Source organism: Mucilaginibacter sp. P1_A3 (genome assembly GCF_056406855.1).
The window spans coordinates 17,329-42,338 of the sequence record NZ_JBFTZJ010000018.1 but is presented as its reverse complement, the minus strand read 5'-3'; the positions used below and the strand labels follow the sequence as shown (position 1 = coordinate 42,338).

The following is a 25,010-nucleotide window of genomic DNA, read 5'->3' as shown; positions in this document are numbered from 1 at the left end:
TTTTTAAAAGAACTCAAGAGGGCTACGCCGTTTGTCTTGATACAAAAGTAACCAAAAAATCAAGACGGAAAAATCCTTCCCCCCACAGGCAAAACTCCCAGGCCCGCGTTTTCCGTCAGGCCTTTGCCCGCTTTTTATTTTCAATATTAACAGCCAATTCATTCTGTTAATTCTTTAATTCGAAAAAATTCAGGTTTAGACATTTTTTGCAAGTGTACAAATTGATTAAATGAGCGGCCACTATGTATTTCTTATTCTGAAATTCTTTAATTCTGAAAACAACGCAGCCTTCTTGAACTCCATTAAAAACAAACAATTGTGAAAAATTCCGATTCAGACAAATTTTTGCGTTAGGGATCGGCGCGGATACCGGCCAATGTGAATAAGGCCCGTGCAGTATGAGCATAGAGCCCGGCCGACACTTCTATCAGTGGCGGAAACGCCCGGAAAAATGAGCAGAACTTTTATTATTGTCCTGTTTAGTTGATCTACAAAATGGACCTGTATAGTTCATAGATCCTTCGTTCCTCAGGATGACAAAAGAGAGAAAAGAACAAAGAAAGAAAAAATAGACTTATCCCCTATCGCTCGTACAACTCCAGTGGCAAGCCATCAGGATCTGTGAAGAAGGTAAAGCGCTTGTTGGTGAGTTCATCTACACGGATGGGCTCTACTTCTACCCCTTGTTCTGTAAGGTGAAATACGGCCTCGTCAAGGGCATCTACCTCGAAGGCTAAATGGCGCAAACCGGCCGCTTCTGGGCGCGAAGGGCGGGGTGCAGGCTCTGGAAATGAAAAAAGCTCAATCTGGTAGCGGTCGCCCACTTCCAGATCAAGCTTGTATGATTGTCTTGCTTCGCGATATACCTCGCGTACTATTTTTAAACCCAGTACTTCGCTGTAAAAATGCTTCGACTTTTCATAGTCGGAACAAATGATGGCGATATGGTGTACCCGGTTCAGTTTCAGCATTATTCGCCTAAAATAGAGTGTAATACATTGCTGTGTACCATTTTCACATCGGTAACGTGACCAAACAGTTCACCGTCAACATTCAGGAAACCATTGTTTACAGTACCCAGCAAGGTAAATTCAGTTTCGCTGGTAGCCATAAACTCAATAAAACGTTCCTGCTCCTCTGGTGCTACCGTTACCACAATCCTGCCCTGTGCCTCACCAAAAAGGAAGGCATCCTTGCGGATAGCAGCATCTGTTTCGATATCAAAGCCCAGTCCGTTTGGCATGGCCGACTCTAACAGGTTAATGTATAAACCACCATCGGCAACATCATGTGCAGATACCAACACACGGTGTTTAATAAGCTCTTTAATGGTTTGTTGTGTATCGTATTCTTTGTCAATATCAAAATACGGGGCCTGGCAAGCTGTAATTTTATGCCATGAAGCCAGGTATTGCGATGACGCGATATCATTTACCGATTCGCCTATCAGGTAAATCAGGTCGCCGGGTTGTTTAAAATCAGCGGTCATGATGTTCTCGGTATCTTCCATTACACCCAGCATACCAATGGTTGGCGTAGGGAAAACCGAACCACCATCTGCCGACTGGTTATAGAAGCTCACGTTACCACCGGTAACCGGGGTTTCAAACTTGCGGCAGGCATCGCCCATACCTTTAATGGCGCTTACAAACTGCCAGTAAACTTCGGGATTGTAAGGGTTACCAAAGTTTAAGCAATTGGTGATAGCCACAGGCTCGCCACCGGCGCAGGTAATATTACGCGCAGCTTCGGCAACGGCAATGGCTGTACCTTTATAAGGATCAGCGTATACGTAGCGGGAGTTACAATCTGTAGTTAATACAATAGCTTTGTTGGTATCCTTAACGGCCACAACGGCTGCATCGCAGGCCAGGTTAGCTGTCATGGTTTGTACACCTACCATGCTATCATACTGATCAGTTACCCAACGTTTTGATGCTAAGTTAGGGTGAGCAGAAAGATGCTCGGCAACCTCAACCAAATTGGCAGGTTCGGCAACATCATCCATATTAAATTTCTGATTTTCGGCAAAGTAAGCAGGCTCGCGGTATTCGCGTTCGTAAACCGGGGCACCACCACCTAACACTAAATCGTCAGCAGGTACATCGGCCACTTTTTCGCCATGCATGTAGTATTCTAAACGTTGGGTATCGGTAACCTCGCCAATAATGGCACAGTTAAGGTCCCATTTATCAAATACAGCCTCAACTTCTTTTTCACGTCCTTTATGTACCACGATAAGCATACGCTCCTGTGATTCAGAAAGCAGGATTTCGTAAGGTTTCATATTGGCCTGGCGGGTTGGCACCAAATCCAGATCGATACGCATACCGTGCTCGCCTTTGGCGCTCATTTCTGAGTTTGAGCAGATGATACCGGCAGCGCCCATATCCTGCATACCTACAACGGCACCGGTTTTTATAACTTCTAATGTAGCCTCCAACAACAGTTTCTCCTGGAAAGGGTCGCCCACCTGTACGGCAGGAAGATCATTCACAGAATCTTTGCTGATATCTTTGGATGCGAAAGCCGCGCCATGGATACCATCTTTACCGGTTGCCGAACCTACTATATAAACAGGGTTACCCACGCCGTATGATGTTGCCGAAACGGTTTCGCCCGCCTTAACAATACCTGCCGACATGGCGTTTACCAACGGATTTACATTATAACAGTCGTCAAAAAACAACTCGCCGCCTACGGTTGGGATGCCAAAGGCATTGCCGTAATGGCTGATGCCTTTTACCACGCCTTTAACCAACCACTGGGTTTTTTCCAGTTTAAGATCGCCAAAGCGCAGGGAGTTTAGCTGGGCTATGGGCCTTGCACCCATAGTAAATATATCGCGGTTAATACCGCCCACACCTGTGGCAGCACCCTGGTAAGGTTCAAGCGCCGATGGGTGGTTATGTGATTCTATCTTAAAGGCGCAGCCAATGCCATCGCCCAAATCAACCAATCCGGCGTTTTCTTCACCTGCCTTGGCCAGCATGCGGTCGCTGTCTTTAGGCAAGGTTTTTAGCCAGGTGATGGAGTTTTTGTATGAGCAGTGTTCGCTCCACATTACCGCGAAGATGGATAACTCGGTAAAGTTGGGCACTCGCCCTAATATCTCTATAATACGTTCAAATTCTTCGGGTAGTAAGCCTAAATCTTTGGCGGTTTCAACGGTGGTTAATTCCTGGTGCTCCAATTTAATATTGTTTTATTTGAAAGGATGCGCAAAATTAGGAAAAAAGCTGGAAAGACGAAAGGATAGCGGTAAAAGGTGACAGGTTTGTTGCGGGGGTGAAGTGTGGGTGGCGGGTAATTTAAATTTGTTTGCCCTGTTATTGTTATTATCAATACCGTATTCAACAAACTACCTGATAAATCATTATACGTTTTAATTTGAATAATGCTTATCTTTATAATATGACTACGATGACAATACAAGTTCCTGATGCGCTGGAAAAAGAGCATGATGAAACCGTACGTTTAATTGCGGCCAAACTGTATGAGGCTGGCAAACTATCATTAAACCAGGCTGCCGAAATGTGCGGAATGAAAAAATGGGATTTTGCTGAAATTCTGATCAATTTTGGTGTAAACTACCTTGACCCCAGTGTTGAGGCCGACCTTGATCATGCCTGAAAACACTATTGTTATTACCGATACCAGTTGTTTTATCATTTTAGATAAAATTGATGCATTGTATTTACTCCCTCAATTATTTGCACATGTTATCACAACTCCCGAAATAGCGAAAGAATATGGCAAAACCTTACCAGATTGGGTAACCATTAAGCTTGTTCAGAATAATTTACTGCAAAGCGAATTTAATGATCTTATTGATCCAGGCGAAGCCAGCGCCATAGCTTTAGCTGCCGAGATAAAATGCGATTACCTACTCACAGATGACAGGGCCGCCAGGAAATTTGCCGAACAAAGAGGAGTAGCCGTTAAAGGTTCGGCGGGGGTGCTGCTTTACGCAAAACAGCAGCGTATAATTCCTTTACTGCGACCTTACCTGCAGCTTATTCAGCAAAATATCCCCATCTTTGGTAGATAGACTGATTAAGGAAGCCGGAGAAGAATAGGTTATAGTTTTTTGTGGTTTCTTAACTTCTTTATGTTAACGAAGCAGCCGGGACTTGTATGACTAAGAAAACCACAAGTCCCCTATCACTCAATGCCCAAAGCACAACACTTGAGCCAAAGAGCGTATCCCTGCGGGCCGGGCTTTATGCTCATACTGCACAGGGCATTATCCGTTAGCTAACGGACGGTATCCCCGCCAATCCCCTACGCAAAATTTGTTTGAACTCGAATTTTTCAGAATTTTTTATTTTCAATGGAGTTCAAAAAGACTCTGCCATTTCCGGCATTAAAGTATAAACAGAATGAAAGTTCAATAAACCTTAGGATTTTGTTTAACCACATCAGCGGTTAAACAAAATCCTGGTACCTGATACTGTTCTGTTTTTCAAGACTATATTTTCTCCAATATCAATACTACCTTATTAAAATCAGACGATGCGTTGATAATTTTCCTGAACGGATCGAATATAGTGATGGGGTATATTGGTTTGCGGTATTGCTCCATAATGTGGATGGTGAGCTGGTTTCCTTTTAGTTCATAGTCAGATACAAAACCCATAGTTAGCTCGCCATCTTCTTTGTAGGTCTGGTCAATCTTCAGATCATTAAGATTTCTGATCTTGTAGCCGGCCGGTATGGTAACTTCCAGTTTACGTTCTTCAACGTGGCCAAAACCCATATCAACAGGTAACTGGCGGGGTTTATCCTGGTACATCTCTACCTGCGGACCAATTGCCATACCTATTTTCAACAAAAGTTTATTGCCTGCACTCTCTAAAAACGCGCCCGATTTTGCTTTGATGTGTAAAATCAAAGGCAGGTTGGCGGTCTGGCTTTCAAAAGGCTGGTTTAACACTTCTGATGAAAGGATGGTTTCGGAACTGAAATAGTTTTTGGTGAGGTCTTTAAAAAGCTGGCGTTTTTGTTCGTCGTTGGAGTAGTTAAAGGCATCCCGATAGTTTGTTGCTGCATAACCACCAAAAATTTGTTTGGCATCGGTTATTAACGAATCCAGATCTTTGGAGAAGGTTATGGTAGCCTCCATGCTCTGCATAGATTTGGTATAATCCTCAAGCGGCACCATCTTGATATCCGCTATCGCTGTCGAAAAATTGCCCAGCATGGTATGTTTACAATACAAACCATAAGTTGCTCCCCAATCTGATGGAATCCAGGGATAACGAAAATCAGCCCTGGTTGGTGCCAGGAATTTACCTTCGGCCGGGAAATAAAATATAGGATTATCACAATTATTCCAGTTTTCAAAAGTTTTATCAATCAGGTATTTGCTGCGTTCGGCTGTTAACACAAACTGGTAGTTTACACCCAGGCTTTGATAAAACAAGCTGTATAAATGCACAATACCTACCATACCGGCATTTTTGTTGCGCAGTATGGTTTCTACCCGGTTTTCATTTTCGCCTCTGGCGTCTTCGTGGTATGAGTAATTCTTTTTGATATAATTTTCAACCGCCGTTATTTTGGCTACCTCATCAGTAGAGGCGGCCAGGTTATTTTTTTTGATAACATCAGCAACGGCCGCAGCTTCCTTGTCCGAGTAATCGGTATAAACGCCGTAAATGCGTTTGGCCAGCAGGTTCCAGGTATACAGACGCTCGCTTTTGTTTACTGATAGGTTATAAGCCAGCTTAAATTCCAACCTTTTCAGGCCAGAATAATAGTTTGAATATTTTTCCTTCTCTACGCCGGGGGTTTCGGTAAAACTGCATTCGCTTATGGCTTTTTCGTTCAGAATAGTGTCTTTACTTACCACGTCGGTGTTATAAGGCTTCACCTCAAACTTTAACCTTTTTGGCGCAAACAACTGAAACTGGCTAAGCAATATGGGAGAGTTACCCTGCACTACCTCACGGCCAAAAAACGTAGCAGGCCTTTTAAATGTATAATAGTATTCCACCTCGCAACCTTTTTCCAAGCCATCCATCGCGAAAATCTTGTAAATCTGGTCGTCCTTTTCTTTTACTTCTTTAATATCATTCTTGTTAAGCTCCACTATTTTACCACCTGGCGAAATACTGCGGGCTTTAATATCTACAATATCAGCCTTATCGCTTATGCCCAGGTAAATTTTATTATAGCCTTCAATCCCCCTGTCATCATTAATATGGACGATCTTGTGCACGGTATAATATTCGGCTAAAGCATCTTTTCCTTCGTCGGTAAATTCTACCCGGTGTTTATCCAGTACAATTACGTCAGATTCTTTGCTGTATTTATCGGCAATTTTATGAATAGCAGGTTTATCTGACCAGGTTTCTTTTTCTATTCCCGGCGTTTGGGCGTGTGCGTAATGGCTTGCTAACAATACAGTGAGCAGGCTACAGGTTTGTTTTATTATAGACTTCATTTTTTGGCGAGGCTTAAGGTTTCTTTATATAAAGGGTACAGGTTTTCGAGCACTTTATTCCATTGGTCAAAACCATCGGCGGCAAGCATTAGGTTATCGTTATCAAACTCCTGGGTCATGATCACGTAGTTGCCTTTTTGCTCGTACTTAACATCAAAGCCCCAAACTTTATTGTGGTAGGCTTTACTTGGCGGCAGGTAAGATACCTTGTACCCATCGGGCACTTTAAACAGGGTAACGTATTTTTTTTCGAAGTTAAAATTCTGCTCAACAGGCACTTTGCGTTTGGGGTAATCTATCTGCTCGTTTTGGAAAAATTTAAACAGGTTGATGTTCACGTAATAATCATCGCCCAGTTTTTTGCCATAATCGGGCAGGGTAAAATTGGCGTACATGGATAGCTCGCCTGCGCTTTGTTTTTTATCTACATAAAAAGTATCCAGCTTAAACTTGTTCGATCCCCGTTCAAATTCGTCTTTCATGTACTCATCCATTTTGTTGCGGTTCCAGTACATGAGCTTACCGTGCATCTCCATGGCAAAGTAGCCTTTTACATCGCGTTTAATATGACCTTTAATACCGTTGGCGCCCATTTCCAGCCAGGTACTATCTACCAGCATGTTTTTGTTTTTCTCAACAATGGGCACGTTTAAAACCTTGTACTCGTTTTCGCCAATGGCTATCATCGCCTCCTTTTCCTGAATGCCTGATGATGGCATGCCGAAAACACAGGTTGGGTCGGTACCATCTAAAAACACATATTTATCGCCCAGTTTAATAGTACATATCATGTGGTTGCTCACCAAGGGCAACGGTGTTTGTGTAAATTTATAGGGTAAATCGCGTGTGCCTATCCAGGTAAAATAAGCTTTTACGCCGGCCGCGTTCAACATTTCGGTAAGGATGCTGGCCATATCTTTACAATCGCCAAATCTACGGGTGCACACCAGTTGGGCATCCCGGGGAATAAAGCCGCCCATACCATCCTCAAAAGCCACGTATTTGATATTGGCCTGTACCCAGGAGTAAATGCTGCGGGCCTTTGCCTCTTCGGTATGCAAACCGTTGGTTAACGAATCTACAATATGTTTAACAGCAGGTGTAACTTCGGTATTTACATTTTTAAGGTAGCTGTAGTTCAGGTGGTACAAGTCATCTATATTAGATAAGTAGGGCACGGTATTGCCCTTATCATCCTTGTAACTATCCAGGTAAAAAACCACGTGCGGCGAGTACCAGGCAAAACCAGGCGCGTTATGGTATGATTTATCGGCCGGGCAGTTTTTGTACTGGAAACTATAAATTTTATTATGGCCTTTACTTTCGATATTAACCTTGATGTTGCTGGTATCCTGGCCTATAAACCGGTATTTAAGAGAGATATCTTTTGATACCGTAATTTTAAGCTCGCTGTTGATAACCGGCATATAGGCGGTGAAGTAAAAGGGTGATAACAGGTGCGGGTCCTTATTATCCCAGGCCACCTTTAAATTGCCTATGGCGCCCGGCTCCACAGCCGGGAAATGGAAACTGGTTTCTTTTACATCATCGTAAAAAACAAAGCCGGCTTTATCATCGTTGGTGGTAAAATCGCTTACTTTAAGCTTTTTACCATCCGGCGCCTGGGTAAAAGCATCGTACGATACCAGCTTATGGAAATCGCTATGCGAAAACCCATAACCGCCCATGTACGCTGTAGCGCTGCCCAGCAGATATTCTATCTGTTGCAGTTCCCTGCTTTCCACATGTGGCACACCGTTTTTAAGATTGATGTTGTATTCAAAAACGCGGTTTAAAAGCACCGCCTTTTCATCAGGAAACTGTTTGCGTAAAGTTTCAAAGTCCTGTGCTTTTGCTGTGCTTACCCATGCGCAAAAGCAGGTAAATAAAGCGCCAAATAATAAACGTGATTTATTCATTATTTAACAGAGATAAGTTTATCATAGTAATACCACGTAGTTTTAACCAGCTTTCCGTTTTCATCAAAATATTTTGTAGGTCCATGATATTCTCCGTTGTCAAAGGTCATTTCTTTCTTCAGGTTGCCGTTGGCATAGTACTCTTTACAAACCCCGTCCGGATTATCCATAATATAATTATATACAGATTTTAGCTTCCCGTTGGGATAATAGTCTTTTGTTATCCCGTAGGCCAGTCCATATACCGGGGTATCTTCCGACCGAATTTGTCCGTTGCTGTAGTAAATCACATCGTGGCCGTTTTTACCCCCATCGCTGTAGCTGCACTCTCTTGATGGTTTTCCGTTCGGGAAAAAGGATTTTACCGTACCATTGTTATATGCTATAACAGCAGGCGGGGTTAATTTACCATCCGTTGCAAGGAATGAGTAAGAAACCGCGTAATCATCATCAAATGTGGTTTGGTAGGCTAAGGTGCCGTCCGGATCATATTTTTTGGCTGGGCCATCAAGCACACCGGCTTTATATAGGCCAATGTAATCCTTAGCGCCGTTTTCAAAGTAATAAGTTCTTTCGCCGTTAAGCTCGTCGTTCACATAATTGCTGGTACTGCTTAGCTTGCCATCTTCATCATAAAACTTCCAGAAGCCGGTTTTACTACCATGATCAAACATGCCCTCGGAGTTTTTTTTGCCACCGAAACGGTAACTTACATAAGCGCTATCTATATAACCCCGTTTATACACAAAGCTACTTTCCAGGCTGCCATCAAAATAATAAGTTTTACAGGGGCCGTCAAGCTCGCCGTTTACATAATTACCCTCTGTCATCGGCTTGCCGTTGGCGTAAATCAGCTTATATTTTCCGGTAGCTTTCGGGAAGGTATCTACCAGCATAACCTTTTCGGTGCTATCATACTGGGTTATTTTTTCCAGCCAGCCCAGGTGATATTTTTCTTCCAGGCTTTTTTTACCATTAGGGCTATAGGTTTCTTTAAAACCATCCAGATCATTGTTTAAATAGTACGACCGGTTGGTAAGCCTGCCCTTCTCGTCATAAAAAAGCCAAACGCCCTGGTGGTCGCCGGCCTGTAGCCACCCTTCCGATTCCATCATACCGTTGGCATGATAGCTTACCGAGTAACCATTGCTTTCATCCTCAGTCACCGGTATTTCGGCTTTCTTTTTGCCGCTTGTGTAAAAGCTCAGCGATGTGCCGTTGAGCTTATCGTTTTTATATTCATCAATCTGGCTCACCCTGCCCGATGGATAAAACAAGGTATCCGGCCCATCCAACTGACCCGCGGCGTTAAAATGTCTGTGCCTTTTTTTAATACCATCAATGCTGTAGGTAACCAAATCGGCCAGGGCTGTTTTAGCTTCGGCATGGTAAACCTGTTTGCCGGCAAGGTCATTATATTCGGCCATTACAACAACACCGTTGGCAAACACCTGTTTACTCCATACCTTGCCATCTTCGCGGTAATAAACCACGTCGCCGTTTATCTTGCCTTTTTTAGTATTATAGATAACCGATATCTGCCCGTTTTCATAATACTCGGTATGCGGGCCTTCCTCGTTGTTATTTATATAATTGCGCTTTTCTTTGATCTTGCCCGATTCATAGTAAAATTTCCACTCCCCTTCGGCATTAGCATTCACAAACTGGCCATCGGTTGATATGCCCAGCGTTTCGAACGATGATTTGTAAGGCCCTACGGCTTTACCGGCGCTAAAGTGCGATGTGCTTTTTATTTTACCGTTTTTAAAGTATTCGGTAGCTATACCGTTAAGCTCATCGTTGCTGTAATTATCTACCTCCTGCAAGCTGCCGTTGGCGTAGTACTTGCGTTCTATCCCGTCTTTTTTGCCCTGCTTGTAGGTGGCCGTAAACTTAAGGGTACCGTTGTAATTGTATGTACTGCTCATTCCTTCCAGGTTGCCGTTTACATAATTTTCCACCGAACTTGGGTTACCATTCTCAAAATAATATTCCTGTTTACCCATCAGCTTGCCAGCCACAAAAGTCTCTTTAGCCTTTAACGCGCCCGAATAAAAATAGTACGTCCAGGTGCCAATCCGCTGGCCGGCATCATTATAGGTTCCGATGTTTTTTTTATTGCCGGCACCATAAATTGACAACCACGGGCCCATCACAATTTTACCATCAGCAGATAGCTTGCCTTTGCCAATCAGCTTGCCATCTTCGTAATAATACTTTTGGGTAACGGTATCGCGGTTGGCAAAATTCAATTGGCGGGTTGAGCGGAGCTGGTTAAAATAATATGCCGCTTCGTCAACAAACTTGTCCAGTTCCTTTTTATGCCTTTTGCTGTAATCCTTTACAACAGGCAAGTTCACGTTGCTGAATGCATGAAAAATAAACAACTCCAGTTTATTCTGGCTAAAAACCTGCTTGTAATAGGGCAGGTAATATTGCATCCAAAAATCCTTGCTATCCTTTTGGTACTCCAGCTTTTCAAATACCGCCTGTATCTGGCGCGATATCGGGTCGTCAATAGATATCAGAGGTTTGTATGATTTATCGAGCGCTATTTTTGATAGCACAATTTCCTCTACCTCGGCATAAGGATCGTCGGCAGTGCCCACTTTATTCTTTTTAAGCTCCAGGATCTCATCGGAACCTTTAGATATTTTATCCAGGATGCCTATCGACCGCGACCAATACCTGCCCTCGGGGTTAACCAGCAGGTAGCCAATAAGGCTCAGCATAGCCGGCATAATTTTACCCTGCTGCAAAGCCACAAAACCCAGCTGAAAATGCGCACTGTACATATAAGGGTTTACCAGCAAGGTTTTTTGAAACATCGCCTCGGCATCGGCATAGCGATTCATGCCCATGTAGGTTATCCCTTTGTTAAAGTACAGTAACGAGTACGATGGGTATTTGGCTATAGCCTGGTCAAAAATCTTAACCGCTTTTTCAGGTTGATGCAAATCATTTAAAGCGTTGCCGTACGTATTATACAATTCAGGCTCATACTCCCGCTGCGTAGTAAGCGAAAGTCCTTCCTGGCAATATTTTATAGCCTGTGTGTATTGGCTGTCGGCCGAGCAATTGATTGCCTTTTCGTAAACCGACCATACGTAATTGGTATCGCTACGGTTAACTTTGGTAAGCACTTGAAGAGCATCCTTAAACCTGGCAGAATCGTAAAGGGTAATAGATTGTTTAATTATTTCGCCCGAATTGACGAGTTCAATTTTTTGTGCAGAAGAAGTTTTTGATAATACAACAAGCAGCAAAAACAAATAGTAATAATATTTCATGTGATAAGGTTTCAAGCAGGGCTCTCGGACAGTGAAATTATTACTTTTTTTGAAACAAACTAAAGTTTTTTGAAACAAATATTCCTTTTGCGTAAAAGAGTAGCACACCCGAAGTGTCAAGAAATCGCAGGAGTCAGCCTTTCAAAAACCAATATCACCCCCTATCAATCTCGCTAACCCGTATGGAAAGAATCCCAAATGCAAAAGTGAGCGATACAAAAACCAGTTGGTATATTAATAAAAACAGCAGCATGCTATAATTTAACATGGCCGAGGATGATGACTGGATAACCGTATGCACATCATCACGGCCCCATTCCTTAATTAAGTTGGCTTTACTGCCCATTTCCTGCAGTCCTTGTTGAAGTTCGCCCTGGGGCCACACCGGGAAAAATAGGGGCTTTGAGTCTTTATACCCAACAACATATTGGTTAAAAAGAAACAGGTAAAGAAACAGGGTGACCCCAAAGGTTACTATTGAAACAATAGCCAACCGATTGATGGTTTTTATGGGAAGAGATTTGAAAAAGCCGGAGTTGAACCTCAATATTAAAAGCGTAAATACCCCAAAAGATTCTATTATGCCGCAAAACAGGTATTTTGAACTATCGGGCGGTACCCCTATGTTACTTAAAAGCACGCCCAAACCCGGAATAGTTGCAAATACTCCTGAGCCGGTTTTTAAAATGGCTTTCCATTTATTCATTTTGAAAATCCGCGGTTACTTTTTGAGTTGGTTCTGTATCCATAGGCCTGGTATAATGGGTACGGATCAAAAATTTATTACCCAATTTAAATACTACTGTATAAACTGTTTCATCAATAGTTACAGAAGTATTTGTTTGATCACTATCGACCATATAATCGCTTAAAGATTCGATATGTTCTTTCCACGGAGTGTTTTCAAATTTGCTTTTCCAAATTCTGTGCGGTACTAAATATACACTGGCCCTTTGCGGCTGCGATTGAAGCATTAGTTTTATCCTCATGTTAATACCGCCATATTTAACAACCTGCATCTCCCGGCCCCACCAAACAGCCCAACAAGTGAGCATTTTATGCTGATCATAAATTTTCCTGGGGATACGAACCTTAATTAAAAAGCCGACGGAATCCTTATCGATCACCCTTGCTAAATCATGATACCAGTTTATTTCGGGGGTATTATAAGTGAGGGCAAAGCCTTGAAGCGTACCTGCGCCTTTTATTTTCGAAGTTGGGTTTACGTGTAAAAAGGCTGTTATAACGGAGTCTGTTTTAAGTGTGGTATCAGGGTTATTAACCCAGGTATTATAAATTGAATCCAGTTGGCTGGCATAAAACCGAAGGCTATCAGTTTGCGAAAAGCCCTTTAAGCTATATGCCAGCATAAAGACCAAAAGAATAGCAGCTCTTTTTAAAACACATTGAAAAGTCATACTAATAGGCTTAAGAGGGCAGACTGTTTAATATTTCAACTATTTATAATCCATTGAATATTAATCTAATATAAACCATAAAAAGGATACTTGCAACCGTTTTTTTACCCTGTTGCCAGCAGCCGCGTGCCGCCTGGTTCGCCAAAATAAAAGCGCATAAAAAAAGCCCTCTCCCAAAAGGAGAAGGCTTCATGAATGGTTATAATAGAGTATTAAACTATTTTTACATTTACGGCATTAGGGCCTTTACGACCTTCTTCTACGTCAAAACTAACTGAATTGCTTTCGCGAATGTTGTCAATTAAACCTGAAGAGTGTACGAAAATTTCGCTTCCACCATTATCTGGGGTGATAAATCCGAAACCTTTTTCGTCATTAAAAAATTTTACTGTTCCTTGTTGCATTATATTGTATTTAATAAGTTGCAAAGGTAAACATAATTTATGACATTTTTACTATTGGTAAATTTATTTAAGTTTTTGTTAAATTAATCCACAAAGGTCATTAGGAAATAAACTCATTTAATCTTTGTGACCATGACCGTGCCCCTTACCATGTCCCTGGTCGTCATCATCGCCATGCTTGTCTTTTTTATATTTTTGCTTGTCCCAGCCTTTGTGCTTACCATTATCCCAATGATCGCGATATTTATCATCACGGCTATCACGGATAACAACCTGGTCGCGGCGGCCTCGGTAAGCTGCATACCGGGTACGGTAAACATCATTTCTTACCCATGGGTTGCGTTCATTTATAACAACTTTATAGCCGTGGTAAAGGTCGTAATTACCATACCTGGCCGGCAATACGGTTGTTCTGGTCCATGAATTACTTTGATAATAAATGTATTGATGTGTGGGTACAGAATAGTATACGTCAATATCAGGCATATAATAATAATCGGCATGGTCATAGCCAACTGGGCCCCACTCGGGCTGGCTGCCAATATTAACACCCAGGCTAACACTAATCTGCGCTTCAGCAGCTTTAAAACTAAGGCAGCCTAATAAAATGGCTACGGTGAAAATTAATTTTTTCATATAAGGTGAATTTATAGTTATGACATGATGCAGGTTAAATGGTTTGATGTGCACTTAACTTATTTTGAATAAAAATCAGCAGCGGGTTGTATTTGTCAAATAAAAAAGTCGTTCAGTTGAAATATACCGGCAATATTTTATTCAACTAAACGACCTTTAATTCTTTGTATTACAGCAATATTACTGTGCTATAGTAACTACACCAACATCTTTAACAGCACCATTTGTAATTACTACGTTATTAATGCTTCTAACTAAAAATGGGTTTAACGGTACAAAGTCAATTTTATAAGTTCCGGATGCTAAACCCGGGAAATAGAATTTGCCCGTAGCATCTGTAACTGTACCAACGGTATCTGTACCTTTAATGGCGTAAACCATCGGGCTGGAGGCTGCCGGAATAACTACCCCTACCATGGCGCCAGATACTTCCTGGGGTATAGCGCGGATTACTGGTTTTAAAATATATTTTCCGTTGCCGGTAGTTACAATTGACTTCGCAGCATCAAAATCAAGCAACAGCGTATAGGCAATACCTGCTTTAAGGTCATCTTGTACTTTAAGCTTTACGCCTGATGTTTGCCCGCTCGGGGTTTTAAGATCATACGAAACACCATTTACAACTACCCTGTTTCCGCTATCATTTAAAACAAGGCGAACTTCCTGCAACCTGCCCGCAGGTACATCCTGTGCGGCCAGCAACGTATCTTTACCTAACCTAAAGTTCAATATGTTAATTGGTTTGCCATTTACTGCTAAATGACTTTCGACACCTGCTGATAAAACAACTATTTCTTTAACATTTAGTATAACGGCATCATAGGCACCAGGGGCATCGGTCATTTTAACACTCATATGTGTTTTTGAACCAGCATTATCACCACCTTTTTTACAGGCCGTAAAAGCCAAACTTGCCATGGCAAATCCCAATAAAAGTTTTCTTTTCATTTTTAGTATGGTTTTTATAATCAATCAAATACACTGAATATCAATACATTTGAAAACGGATTAAATTTTAATATTGTTAAACAAATCAACTTGTTCTGAAATAACAACAAAGGTTATTGTTAAGGCAACACGGTTGAAATAGCGATATTGCTAACTGTGCCATTGCTTTGTGCTGATTGATTACCGTCAATGAAGATTTTACCACCAACCGGGCTGCCATCACTACTAATTACAGTTAATTTAAGCACCAAACCATGTTTGCTTGAAGGAAAACTAATAGTCCAGCTTGCATCTTCATTATTCTGAGATTGAACATTTCCATTCTGATCGGTGTAGGTAACGTTCGATTTACTTGAACCCTGGATAGTATATTTTACCGTATGGGTGCTATTGCCATCTTTTTTACAGGAAAAAGTAAAAACTGAAACCAACGCGAGGACGGAAAAAAGCAATATTTTTTTCATAAGCTTAATAATTTTATATTCTTTTATAACATTATTGTTACAGGCGCCAGCTTACAAATGCGATGCCAGCGCTTAATATTATGTTAACCTACTCATATGCAATCCAATAACACGAGCGCTCAATTGGGTCTAAATCTCCAATTATGTATTTTATTTAGGTCATTTTGATTGATAAGCACCATTAATTTAGGAATTGAGGAATGTTTTACTTTTTAGCTTTACCCCTCCCTCCTTTTTTCCAGCTTATTATATTTTTGCATCAATGAAAACAATCCGCATAACCAGGACCACCAGTGATAACCCCGATTTCCGCAACCTTACCCGCGAACTGGATGCCGACTTGCGCGACCGCAACGGCGATATCATGAATCTGTACGATCAGCATAACGTGATAGATCAAATAGATACTGTGGTACTTGCTTATTTAAATGATGCCCCGGCTGGCTGCGGATGCTTTAAAGGATTTGATGCCGATGCGGTGGAAATTAAAAGAATGTTTGTACGCCATAACGCGCGAGGAAACGGCATAAGTACCATGATACTAAAGGAACTGGAAACCTGGGCATTTGAATTAGGTTATCAGTATACCGTATTGGAAACCGCCAGTAAACAACTGGAGGCACATGGCTTGTACCGAAAATCGGGCTACGTACAAACCTCCAATTACGGCGTGTATGTTGGCTTGCCTGATAGCCTTTGTTTCAGAAAGGTTTTGTAGAGATTGATATTTTTAAAATAGGCATATGGAAGTTCAGCCTTTGAATGATAACGACATAAACCTGCTTGGTGACTTGCAACCGAGTGGCTGGCCCAATATTATACCAAGCTTCCGCTTTTACACGGCTTCGTCTTTTTGCTTCCCTATAAAAATAATTATCGACGGTAAAATTGCCGGCATCGGCGCAACAATCATTCACCATGAAATAGCGTGGCTGGGCCATATAATTGTCCATCCGGAATACAGGGGTAAAGGAATTGGGGGCTATATTACCCAAACCCTGGTTGATATGGCCAAACAACATCATTGCGAAACAATTAATTTAATTGCAACCGACCTTGGAGCCCCCGTTTACGCAAAAGCCGGCTTTACTACAGAAACCGAATACCTTTTTTTCAAAGACATTCATATAGCATCAGCACTTTCGCCTCATGTTATACCCTATAAAGAAGAATTCAGGGAACAAATTGCATACATTGACTACTTAACCTCACAGGAAAACAGGATGTTTTTCTTTGAGGAACACCTTACCCGCGGATTGGTGTATTGCAGCAATAATATGGTTGAAGGTTTTTATCTACCCACCCTGGGCGAAGGTTTAATCATCGCCAATAGCCCGGATGCAGGAATTGAACTACTGAAAGTACATCTTAATGCCAACGATAAAGTTGCTTTCCCTAAAGATAATTTATACGCTGCCACATTGTTGCATGAAAGAGGATTTAAAGAGATCCGTACCGCCAAACGAATGATATTGGGTAAACCAAGGAATGTAATACTCTCCAATATCTATAACAGAATAGCAGGAAATATTGGTTAAATGAAAAGCCCCCGCATAACGGAGGCTACAACCACACCACTTATTCACCACTATCACACACGAGCCTCGCGACCCCAAACCCGATCCTAATTATCAGCCAACTGAAAATTCATCGGTATTACATACTTAACCCGTACCGGCCGCCCGTTTTGGATACCGGGTTTCCACGCTTTGGCCAGCTTTAATACCCGTGTAGCCTCCTCATCAAATCCGTAACCCGCGCCGCGCTCAACTACTATGTTGGATAAATGACCATCCTTTTCTATTACAAAACTTAAAAATACCCTACCCGAGATACCTTGTTCCTGCGGAACGGCGGGGTACCTGAGGTTTTTTTGCAAAAACTTACTCCATGCTGCAGCGCCACCTACAGGTTCGGGCATAGCTTCAAGTCCTTCGCCACCGGCGTCGTAAATACGTTCATCTATTTTAACGGCATCGCCGCCCCCACCTGTTCCTGTTTCAGGTTTAATAACATTATCACCACCGGCAGGTCCTTTAACATCTTGCGGACCAATAGCATCTTTTATATCCGCAATAACCGGTGGCTGCTCAACCGGCTCATACGGCACAATCACCGGAGTAACAAACCCGGTTGCAGGTACAGGAGGAGACGCCTTTGCAGGTTCAACATGCTTGGTAAGTTCGGGCTTTTTAATCTCCGGATCTATAATTTTAGATACAGGCGGCAGAATGCGAAACTCAGGACCTATATAAACCGTGTTTGCAGGCTTAGGTTTAAAAATAACGCTCGCCGCTATTAAAACAGCAAGCCCTGCAAAGGTTAAACCCATGGCTTTGCTCATGGTACGGCTATAATGCTGCCTTAGTTCGTAAGCGCCGTATGCTTTGTTACGATGGTCAAATACAAGATCGAGCCACTCGGCATTGTACAAATTAAATTTCGAAATACTCATCTCAAACAAATTAAGTTTCTTTTAAAACAAATATACAGAATAACATTCTACATAATTAACATTTTTGAAATTTTATTTTGATTTACAACTATTTACTACCCATTAATTTGGCAAACAAAAAAAAGCCTCCGTATTATACGGAGGCTACAACCACACTACTTATCTACCATCATCACACGCGAGCCTCGCAACCCGAAACCCGATCCTAATTATTATCAGCCAACTGAAAATTCATTGGTATTACATATTTAACGCGTACTGGCTGCCCGTTTTGCATACCGGGTTTCCAGGCCTTGGCCAGTTTTAAAACCCGTGAAGCTTCCTCATCAAATCCAAAACCTGCACCACGCTCAACCTTTATATTTGATAGCTGACCATCTTTTTCGATAACAAAACTCATATATACCTTGCCAGATACACCCTGCTCCTGGGCCACTACAGGAAATCTAAGGTTTTTTTGCAAAAATTTGCTCCAGGCAGCTGCGCCCCCTACCGGTTCGGGCATTACTTCAACCCCATTAATGTCATGTACAGTATTATCAACCACGGGGCCGCTCCCGGTACCAACCGGTCCTTTATCTGCAATTACATTTCCCGGCTTATCGTCTCCTTTGCTTTCTACACTTCCAATAGTACTTGCCTGTAACTCTGCAGTGGTATGCGGCTGAACAACTGGATCATTGGCAACTATCACCGGCGGTGGGCTTGCCAGGGTTTTGATATGTTCAACAGGCTTTGGAGCATCTTCTGCTTTAGCCTGTTTTGGTTTTTCAATTAATTTTTCCTGCTTAAACGTTTTCATATCCAATATCGGCACATCGCGTATAACCAGCATCTCTCCTGGTTTGGGTTTAAAAACAATGCTGGCAATTACTAAAACAGCAAGCCCCGCAAAGGTTATCCCCATGGCTTTTGTCATGGTACGCCCGTAGTGCTGCCTTAATTCATAAGCACCGTATTCTTTGTTACGACTGTCAAATACAACGTCGAGCCACTCGGCTTTGTACAAATCAAATTTTGTGATAAGCATAGTTTTAAGAATTAAATTTTATCTATAACGAATATACATACTTTATATTTTACAAAACATAAAATTATCACACTTATTTAAAAAATAAATTTCATCAAAATTTCATCTTCAAGAATATGCTTACCGCTTAATCGTTCCTTCGCGACGGACCTAAAAAACTTTAGAGAAGCCAATGTGTTTAACAACAAAAAAGCCCCGCATTATACGGGGCTAAAAGACTATTACTCAATGCCATTCACCACAATGGCGACTCACTGTTCAGCTAACTGAAATTTAATAGGTATTACATATTTAACACGTACAGCCTGGCCATTTTGTACACCCGGTTTCCAGGGCTTAGCCAGCTTTAGTACCCTTAGTGCTTCTTCATCAAACCCAAACCCCGCACTATGCTCAACTGCTATATTTGATAACCTACCATCTTTTTCGATAACAAAACCCATGATCACTCTGCCGGATACACCTTGCTCCTGGGCCATAATGGGGAAGCGTAAATTTTTTTGTAAAAAACCGCTCCACGCTGATGGGCCGCCAACCGGCTCCGGCATCACTTCCAGACCGCCAAAATCATGTATGGTATTATCTGCCACAGGAACAACCACCGGGGCGGTACCGGTACCTCCTTTGGTTCCAGAATTATCCAGTACGTTTTCAACACCTTCGCTTCCGGCAACCTTAACATCGGCGTTGCCAATAGCGCCTTCAATTTTGCTAATTACGGGCGGCTCTTCGGTTGGCCCTTTACTAACAATTACCGGGGTAACAAACCTTGTAGTTGATACACGCGGGGCAGATTTAACCGGAGGAGCCGGCGCTGCAGGTTTTGGCGGTTCAATGGGCTTTACTGGCTCAACGGGCCGGCTAAGCTGCGGGGTAAGATCAACCATTGTTATTTTTACAAGTTCGGGTGGTTTGGGCTTTAAGATCAGGCTGAGCGCTACAAACAATGCGACGCCTGCCAAAGTTATAGCAAGGGCTTTTGCCAAAGTACTCTTATAATGCTGCCTTAATTCATAAGCACCGTATGCTTTATTACGATGGTCAAATACAAAATCGAGCCACTCGATTTTGTATAAATCAAATTTGGCCGAATGCATTTTGTTAAGAATTAAATACAATTATATAACGAATGTACATACATAATATTTCGCAAAAATCGAAATATTCCTACCCAAATAGCCCATTTATGACCCGTAAACCGGCCTCGATAAATTCTATGAATACTCTTTATTCATTAACAAATAATCAATAAACCGTTTAATTTTTACATTATTTTAATAAATTATCAAATTAAAAAGACAAAATCAATACATAATTACCATATAAACAGATAAAAGATTAAAATATTTACAAAAAAATCACGTTTATTTTAATTTTTTACTACTTTTAGATATGGTTAACAGGCTTTATCGATTTACTGCCTTATTTTTTCTACTCTTTTCCGGGTTTTCAGCCTCGGCAAGGGGAGCATTATACCATATTAGCCACAAAGACGAAAAAAAATCCACTGTATCGGCTACAACAGCTCATCATAATCCATATAATTATGACGCTATCCTTAACAATGTACCGGTACAGCTTATCAACCTGCAACAGCACAGGGGTGCTTACCCGCTGCATGGCATTTATATAAGCCCCAATTTTTACACTATACATGTAAAGTATCTCAACTTTGTTTGCGGTGGGGGCACCAGCGAACTATCGCGTTTCCGCAAACTCATCCTTTTTCCGTTTCATGATTTCTGGTAGCAGATAAAACAGTTTCATCCGTTTGCGCTGATTACGCAGCCGGATTTTATTGTTTTTTAAAAAATTTAGTTTTAATACTGATGGCATTTTGATTGGGTGCCTCATTCAGTATTAGTTTTTGAAACTGCCCGGTATTTTGATTGGGTACCGGGCAGCTTCTTTAAATTTTATTAACTCTTCCCTAAAACCCGAAGCATGAAAAAATTCATACCATTTGGCATACTTTTACTTATAATCGTATTAGCCCTTGTATTTCCATCTGTTACCTTAACAACTATTAAAGACAGTAAAATTGATACGGGCGATACCGCCTGGCTATTAGTTAGTACTGCTCTTGTATTGATCATGACACCCGGCCTTGCCTTTTTTTATGGCGGTATGGTGAGCAAAAAAAACGTACTCTCCACCATGCTTCAAAGCTTTGTGTGTATGGGCGTAATTACTGTAATATGGGTTATTTTTGGTTTCAGCCTGGCTTTTGGTGATTCCATTGGCGGTTTCATTGGCGATCCGCGTACCTTTTTTATGATGAAAGGCACCCTGGGTAATGCTACCTGGAAACTTGCCCCTACTATTCCGTTGGTATTATTTGCCATGTTCCAGTTAAAATTCGCGGTTATTACCCCCGCGCTGATCACCGGCGCCTTTGCCGAGCGGATCCGTTTTAACTCTTATGTTATTTTCCTTTGCCTGTTCATGATATTTATTTACGCCCCGCTGGCCCACTCAACCTGGCACCCGGATGGCTTTTTATTCGGAAAAGGCGTGCTTGACTTTGCCGGTGGTACAGTAGTACACATGAGCGCAGGCTGGGCAGCACTTGCATCAGCTTTATATTTAAAGGGACGTAACGAAATATCACACAGTCCGGCCCGCATAAGCTACGTACTATTAGGTACAGGTTTATTATGGTTTGGCTGGTTTGGCTTTAATGCTGGCTCTGCATTAGGCTCAGGTACACTTGCAGCAACTGCATTGGCTACTACAACCACAGCATCTGCTGCGGCAGCGATGGCCTGGATGTTTTTCGATATCCTTCGCGGTAAAAAACCTGGCGTTTTAGGCGCCTGTATTGGTGCCGTTGTGGGCCTGGTGGCTATTACACCTGCGGCCGGCTTTGTAACCATCCCCCACTCGTTAATTATTGGTATTGTTGCAGCTGTGGTAAGTAATCTGGTAGTTATCTGGAGAAGCAAAACCAGCATTGATGATACGCTGGATGTATTTCCTTGCCATGGTGTAGGCGGTATGGTAGGTATGCTATTAACCGGCGTATTTGCTCATCAAAACGTAAACGCGGGCAACACAACCGGCAATGGCTTGTATTACGGCGAAACACATTTATTCTTCCTGCACCTGATAACTTTAGTAGGTGTATCGGCATTCGCGTTCTTTGGCTCATTAATCCTGTTAAAAGTAACAGACATGATCAGCACATTACGTGTTACTCCCGAAGAAGAAATGGCAGGTTTGGATCTTAGCCAGCACGATGAAGGATTGTAATTATTATAATAACATCAATTGTTCCTAATTTTATCAAACCCTAATTAAACTAACAAAACAACAAACAAATTTTAAAAAATGCTTTGTCAAACCAATAACACAAAGAATTAACGTTTTTATTATTATCTCGCCAGGTTAATAAAAAACTAAAGCCGCCCTGTATTAAAGGGCGGCTTTTTTATTGACCACGAATTTCACGAATGTAAGAGGGGCAAATTTCACGAATAGGACCAACCTTCTAGCTTAAAACAAATTGTGTAAATCCGACTGCATAACCTCCCCTGATTGGCATTATCCAAATTAAAGGTTGTTATTGCCATCACACAAATACATATTCCTTCAACACTTAAATCATTCTATCTTGAAAACCTACAGAGTCATCGAAAAACTCCTTTATGAAGTAAAAGCTATTTTGATTATCCTGGTTAAATTTCAATAAAAAGAAATTCTTCCCAACAAAAAAAGCATCCGTGGCTTGCTCCTTGATCTCTATATTTATTTTCTCCGAAGAAATAATAATCGAATCATAACCAAACCATTTAAAAGTCTTTATTGAGACCTTATTGTCAGTTATGAACACCTTCTTAATCATATTGTTAATATATTTTCTTTTTTGAAAAATTGAGGAATAAATTATACCACCCAATATTAAAATTGGAAAAAACAAAACAAAAAGTAGCTTTAACGTTACACCAACCATTTCGATTGAAAGAGCAGAGTAAAGAATAAAAAGTAATATAACCGCTACAATTCCAATTATCGCATCTTTCTTCCATTTCTTGTAAAACCCACCTGCCTTGTAATTAGCAATTAAAACCAAATCTCCATTACTTTCCATAACATCAAAGTTTTTACCCCCTCACCATTGTTAAATACATCATACCACGTTCCAATTTCAATTACACTAAATGCATTTTTTGTCCCAATACCAACCTACCACTCCTTGGTCGATATCTTTTTGATCCCTTTATCGGTTCTTGGCAGCGATGAGGTTTTTAACATGTATGATTTTAATATCGCACCTACCTGACGGCTGTTTTGCAGCACTTTATCCAGGTAAACAGCCAGATCCCTCTTGTCAACTTTATTTTTGGCCTCCTCCAATGGTATATTTACACCTGGTGTTGGCACATCAGCCCCATACCTATCGCGCTGGTACGGCGTATAAACAAAATCGGTAAACCAATAGCGGTATTTGGCATCCTTTACCTCTATTCTTAACATATAGGCAATCTGACCACCAACGCTGCTTAATATCAAAGCTTTTTTAGCAACCATAAAACTACCATTGCCTGTTAAAACGCCCTGGGCTTCATCAGCCAAAGATGGTTTTATCTTACTTTTTGGGGCCGCCGTTTTCATAAAATATAAACCCCTGCGGTACAATGTATCTTTAGTCAAATCGGCTTGCGCTACGGTTTGGTAATAAATATACTTGTTGTGCTCATCAAAAGCCAGTGAATCTGCTTGCTGTGCCGCTACGGTTTTAGCAAAAAAGATACACATCATGGCCACTATCAAATTTCTCATACGTTTAAAATAAGTATTATAAACAGCTGCGCCAAATTTAACCCGGGCATGCAGCTTTTGCTATAAAGATAAAAAGCCTCCCGGTTATCGGGAGGCTTTTCTAAAAATATTGCTTTACGTAAATTTTAGAAAGAATATACCGCCGCTAATACAAATTGCGAAGCGGATTTAGTACCGGTTAAACCGTCACTTTTAACAAATCCATCTATATTTTTGGTGTGATCCAACCTAAATTCTGGTATGAAATTTAAAGGACCAGCTTTAATATTAGCAGTTAAAGTAGAAGCAAATACTGAATTACCCGGAGCAATACCAATATCAGGACCACTGTTTGTTGCTTTTGCTTTGAAATACTCTTCTCTTAAACCAAAGGTAACTGTTTTTGAAACAGCCAACTGCGGATACAACGCGTAACCATAATAATTTAACGCGCCAGCACCTGTTTTTCTTGCAGCATTTAAGCCTAATTTAAAGGCATCAGTTATTTGGTAAGCTGTGGTTAAATCCAATACAGTACCAGAATATTTACCGCTTGCCAGGTTAATATAAGCTGTCCATCCTTTAACAGGGGCTAAAAATAACTGCGCACCAAAGGTTGATACTTCCGGAGTACCTGAATTTGATTTGTAGGTATTCCAGTTATCATTAAACACACCAGCCATCAAGCTAACTTTATCAGAGAAAGCGTAAGTTGCCTTAAAGCCTGCATTTTGGAACGGGCCGGCACTAAATAAATATGATGTCGAATAGTTAAAATTGGCTGCCGGGCTAATAACTTCGTAACCAACAAATGTTGCCATATAACCTGCGGTTAAATTAAAGCTCGCAGTTACATCATATGAAACATATAAATTTTGAATATGATAGCTGGAGGTTCCTGCTGGTAAAGAGCCATAAAGCGCATCAGGAATTGATTGCTCCTGGCCACGTGGACCAAAAGACATTTCACCAACAAAAGATGCTTTACCCACTTTTTTCTTCAAGCCCAGATCAATCATACCGATAGATACTGAATTTTGATCAGAGGCAAAAGAAGTTTGAATATTGGGACGCTTTGCAAAATCATATTTGTAATAAGTATCTACCGAGCCATAAATGACCAAAGGAGCATCTGAAGTGGTCTTCACCGTGTCCTGCGCTTTAACCGTAAAAGCGGCAATACTTAAAAATGATAAAAGTAAAAGTGTTTTTTTCATGATAACGATTTAATTGATTT

23 protein-coding genes are annotated in these 25,010 nt (G+C 41.4%); 6 read left to right on the top strand and 17 right to left on the bottom strand.

Going from position 1 to position 25,010, the window contains the following annotated elements:
- Positions 1–581: 581 nt before the first annotated feature.
- Together gloA2 and purL are read right to left on the bottom strand one after the other, a co-directional pair.
- Positions 582–971: an SMU1112c/YaeR family gloxylase I-like metalloprotein gene (gene gloA2, locus AC1D0K_RS29425; protein ID WP_295719915.1), complete on the bottom strand. Its 390-nt coding sequence runs from the start codon at positions 969–971 to the stop codon at positions 582–584.
- Positions 971–3,193 carry a phosphoribosylformylglycinamidine synthase subunit PurL gene (purL, locus tag AC1D0K_RS29420; protein WP_295719912.1) on the bottom strand — a complete coding sequence of 741 codons (2,223 nt, stop codon included), beginning with the start codon at positions 3,191–3,193 and terminating at the stop codon, positions 971–973. The genes gloA2 and purL overlap by 1 nt, the downstream gene beginning before the upstream one ends.
- 230 nt (positions 3,194–3,423) lie before the next feature.
- Here purL and AC1D0K_RS29415 point away from each other — a divergent pair, with 230 nt between their 5' ends.
- Both AC1D0K_RS29415 and AC1D0K_RS29410 read left to right on the top strand, forming a co-directional pair.
- Positions 3,424–3,633: a UPF0175 family protein gene (locus AC1D0K_RS29415; RefSeq protein WP_295719909.1), complete on the top strand. Its 210-nt coding sequence runs from the start codon at positions 3,424–3,426 to the stop codon at positions 3,631–3,633.
- Positions 3,626–4,051 carry a PIN domain-containing protein gene (locus tag AC1D0K_RS29410; RefSeq protein ID WP_477395744.1) on the top strand — a complete coding sequence of 142 codons (426 nt, stop codon included), beginning with the start codon at positions 3,626–3,628 and terminating at the stop codon, positions 4,049–4,051. Before AC1D0K_RS29415 ends, AC1D0K_RS29410 begins: the two co-directional genes overlap by 8 nt.
- A gap of 420 nt (positions 4,052–4,471) precedes the next feature.
- Here the strand turns inward: AC1D0K_RS29410 and AC1D0K_RS29405 are convergent, their stop codons facing one another.
- The 9 genes from AC1D0K_RS29405 to AC1D0K_RS29365 form a co-directional block, all read right to left on the bottom strand.
- On the bottom strand, positions 4,472–6,448 hold the full coding sequence (locus AC1D0K_RS29405) for a DUF3857 domain-containing protein (protein WP_477395746.1): 1,977 nt from the start codon (positions 6,446–6,448) through the stop codon (positions 4,472–4,474).
- Positions 6,445–8,367 carry a DUF3857 domain-containing protein gene (locus AC1D0K_RS29400; RefSeq protein ID WP_477395748.1) on the bottom strand — a complete coding sequence of 641 codons (1,923 nt, stop codon included), beginning with the start codon at positions 8,365–8,367 and terminating at the stop codon, positions 6,445–6,447. Before AC1D0K_RS29400 ends, AC1D0K_RS29405 begins: the two co-directional genes overlap by 4 nt.
- Positions 8,367–11,657 (bottom strand): hypothetical protein, encoded by a 3,291-nt coding sequence (locus AC1D0K_RS29395; protein WP_477395750.1) that lies wholly within the window; start codon positions 11,655–11,657, stop codon positions 8,367–8,369. The genes AC1D0K_RS29400 and AC1D0K_RS29395 overlap by 1 nt, the downstream gene beginning before the upstream one ends.
- A 154-nt stretch (positions 11,658–11,811) precedes the next feature.
- Positions 11,812–12,363 (bottom strand): hypothetical protein, encoded by a 552-nt coding sequence (locus AC1D0K_RS29390; protein WP_477395752.1) that lies wholly within the window; start codon positions 12,361–12,363, stop codon positions 11,812–11,814.
- Positions 12,356–13,075 (bottom strand): hypothetical protein, encoded by a 720-nt coding sequence (locus AC1D0K_RS29385; RefSeq protein ID WP_477395754.1) that lies wholly within the window; start codon positions 13,073–13,075, stop codon positions 12,356–12,358. Before AC1D0K_RS29385 ends, AC1D0K_RS29390 begins: the two co-directional genes overlap by 8 nt.
- A 212-nt stretch (positions 13,076–13,287) precedes the next feature.
- Positions 13,288–13,479 (bottom strand): cold-shock protein, encoded by a 192-nt coding sequence (locus AC1D0K_RS29380; RefSeq protein WP_295719892.1) that lies wholly within the window; start codon positions 13,477–13,479, stop codon positions 13,288–13,290.
- A gap of 117 nt (positions 13,480–13,596) precedes the next feature.
- Positions 13,597–14,115: a hypothetical protein gene (locus AC1D0K_RS29375; RefSeq protein ID WP_477398468.1), complete on the bottom strand. Its 519-nt coding sequence runs from the start codon at positions 14,113–14,115 to the stop codon at positions 13,597–13,599.
- 180 nt (positions 14,116–14,295) lie between these two features.
- Complete coding sequence (locus tag AC1D0K_RS29370) at positions 14,296–15,063, bottom strand: DUF4382 domain-containing protein (RefSeq protein WP_477398466.1); 768 nt, start codon at positions 15,061–15,063, stop codon at positions 14,296–14,298.
- A 119-nt stretch (positions 15,064–15,182) separates the two neighbouring features.
- Complete coding sequence (locus AC1D0K_RS29365; RefSeq protein WP_477398464.1) at positions 15,183–15,527, bottom strand: MmpS family transport accessory protein; 345 nt, start codon at positions 15,525–15,527, stop codon at positions 15,183–15,185.
- Between the two features lie 262 nt (positions 15,528–15,789).
- On the opposite strand from AC1D0K_RS29365, the gene AC1D0K_RS29360 reads away from it, so the two are divergent.
- Both AC1D0K_RS29360 and AC1D0K_RS29355 read left to right on the top strand, forming a co-directional pair.
- Positions 15,790–16,245, top strand: a complete 456-nt coding sequence (locus AC1D0K_RS29360; RefSeq protein WP_477398462.1) for a GNAT family N-acetyltransferase — start codon at positions 15,790–15,792, stop codon at positions 16,243–16,245.
- Between the two features lie 25 nt (positions 16,246–16,270).
- The gene (locus AC1D0K_RS29355) at positions 16,271–17,065 is read left to right on the top strand and encodes a GNAT family N-acetyltransferase (protein ID WP_477398460.1); all 795 of its coding nucleotides are present in this window, start codon (positions 16,271–16,273) and stop codon (positions 17,063–17,065) included.
- An 86-nt stretch (positions 17,066–17,151) separates the two neighbouring features.
- On the opposite strand, the gene AC1D0K_RS29350 is transcribed toward AC1D0K_RS29355, so the two are convergent.
- The 3 genes from AC1D0K_RS29350 to AC1D0K_RS29340 all read right to left on the bottom strand — a co-directional run bounded on the left by AC1D0K_RS29350 (position 17,152) and on the right by AC1D0K_RS29340 (position 20,109).
- Entirely contained in the window at positions 17,152–17,982 is an 831-nt protein-coding gene (locus tag AC1D0K_RS29350) for an energy transducer TonB (RefSeq protein ID WP_477398458.1), read from the bottom strand.
- 205 nt (positions 17,983–18,187) lie between these two features.
- Positions 18,188–19,012, bottom strand: a complete 825-nt coding sequence (locus AC1D0K_RS29345) for an energy transducer TonB (RefSeq protein ID WP_477398456.1) — start codon at positions 19,010–19,012, stop codon at positions 18,188–18,190.
- 251 nt (positions 19,013–19,263) lie between these two features.
- Entirely contained in the window at positions 19,264–20,109 is an 846-nt protein-coding gene (locus AC1D0K_RS29340; protein WP_477398454.1) for an energy transducer TonB, read from the bottom strand.
- A gap of 295 nt (positions 20,110–20,404) precedes the next feature.
- Here AC1D0K_RS29340 and AC1D0K_RS29335 point away from each other — a divergent pair, with 295 nt between their 5' ends.
- Positions 20,405–20,761, top strand: a complete 357-nt coding sequence (locus AC1D0K_RS29335; RefSeq protein WP_477398452.1) for a hypothetical protein — start codon at positions 20,405–20,407, stop codon at positions 20,759–20,761.
- A 195-nt stretch (positions 20,762–20,956) separates the two neighbouring features.
- Complete coding sequence (locus AC1D0K_RS29330) at positions 20,957–22,264, top strand: ammonium transporter (RefSeq protein ID WP_295719866.1); 1,308 nt, start codon at positions 20,957–20,959, stop codon at positions 22,262–22,264.
- A gap of 346 nt (positions 22,265–22,610) precedes the next feature.
- Here AC1D0K_RS29330 and AC1D0K_RS29325 read toward each other — a convergent pair whose 3' ends face one another.
- From AC1D0K_RS29325 to AC1D0K_RS29315, 3 genes are all read right to left on the bottom strand, one after another.
- Complete coding sequence (locus tag AC1D0K_RS29325; protein ID WP_477398450.1) at positions 22,611–23,102, bottom strand: hypothetical protein; 492 nt, start codon at positions 23,100–23,102, stop codon at positions 22,611–22,613.
- A 95-nt stretch (positions 23,103–23,197) separates the two neighbouring features.
- Entirely contained in the window at positions 23,198–23,794 is a 597-nt protein-coding gene (locus tag AC1D0K_RS29320) for a DUF4468 domain-containing protein (protein WP_477398448.1), read from the bottom strand.
- 125 nt (positions 23,795–23,919) lie between these two features.
- Positions 23,920–24,990: an outer membrane beta-barrel protein gene (locus AC1D0K_RS29315; RefSeq protein ID WP_295719863.1), complete on the bottom strand. Its 1,071-nt coding sequence runs from the start codon at positions 24,988–24,990 to the stop codon at positions 23,920–23,922.
- Positions 24,991–25,010 lie beyond the last annotated feature (20 nt).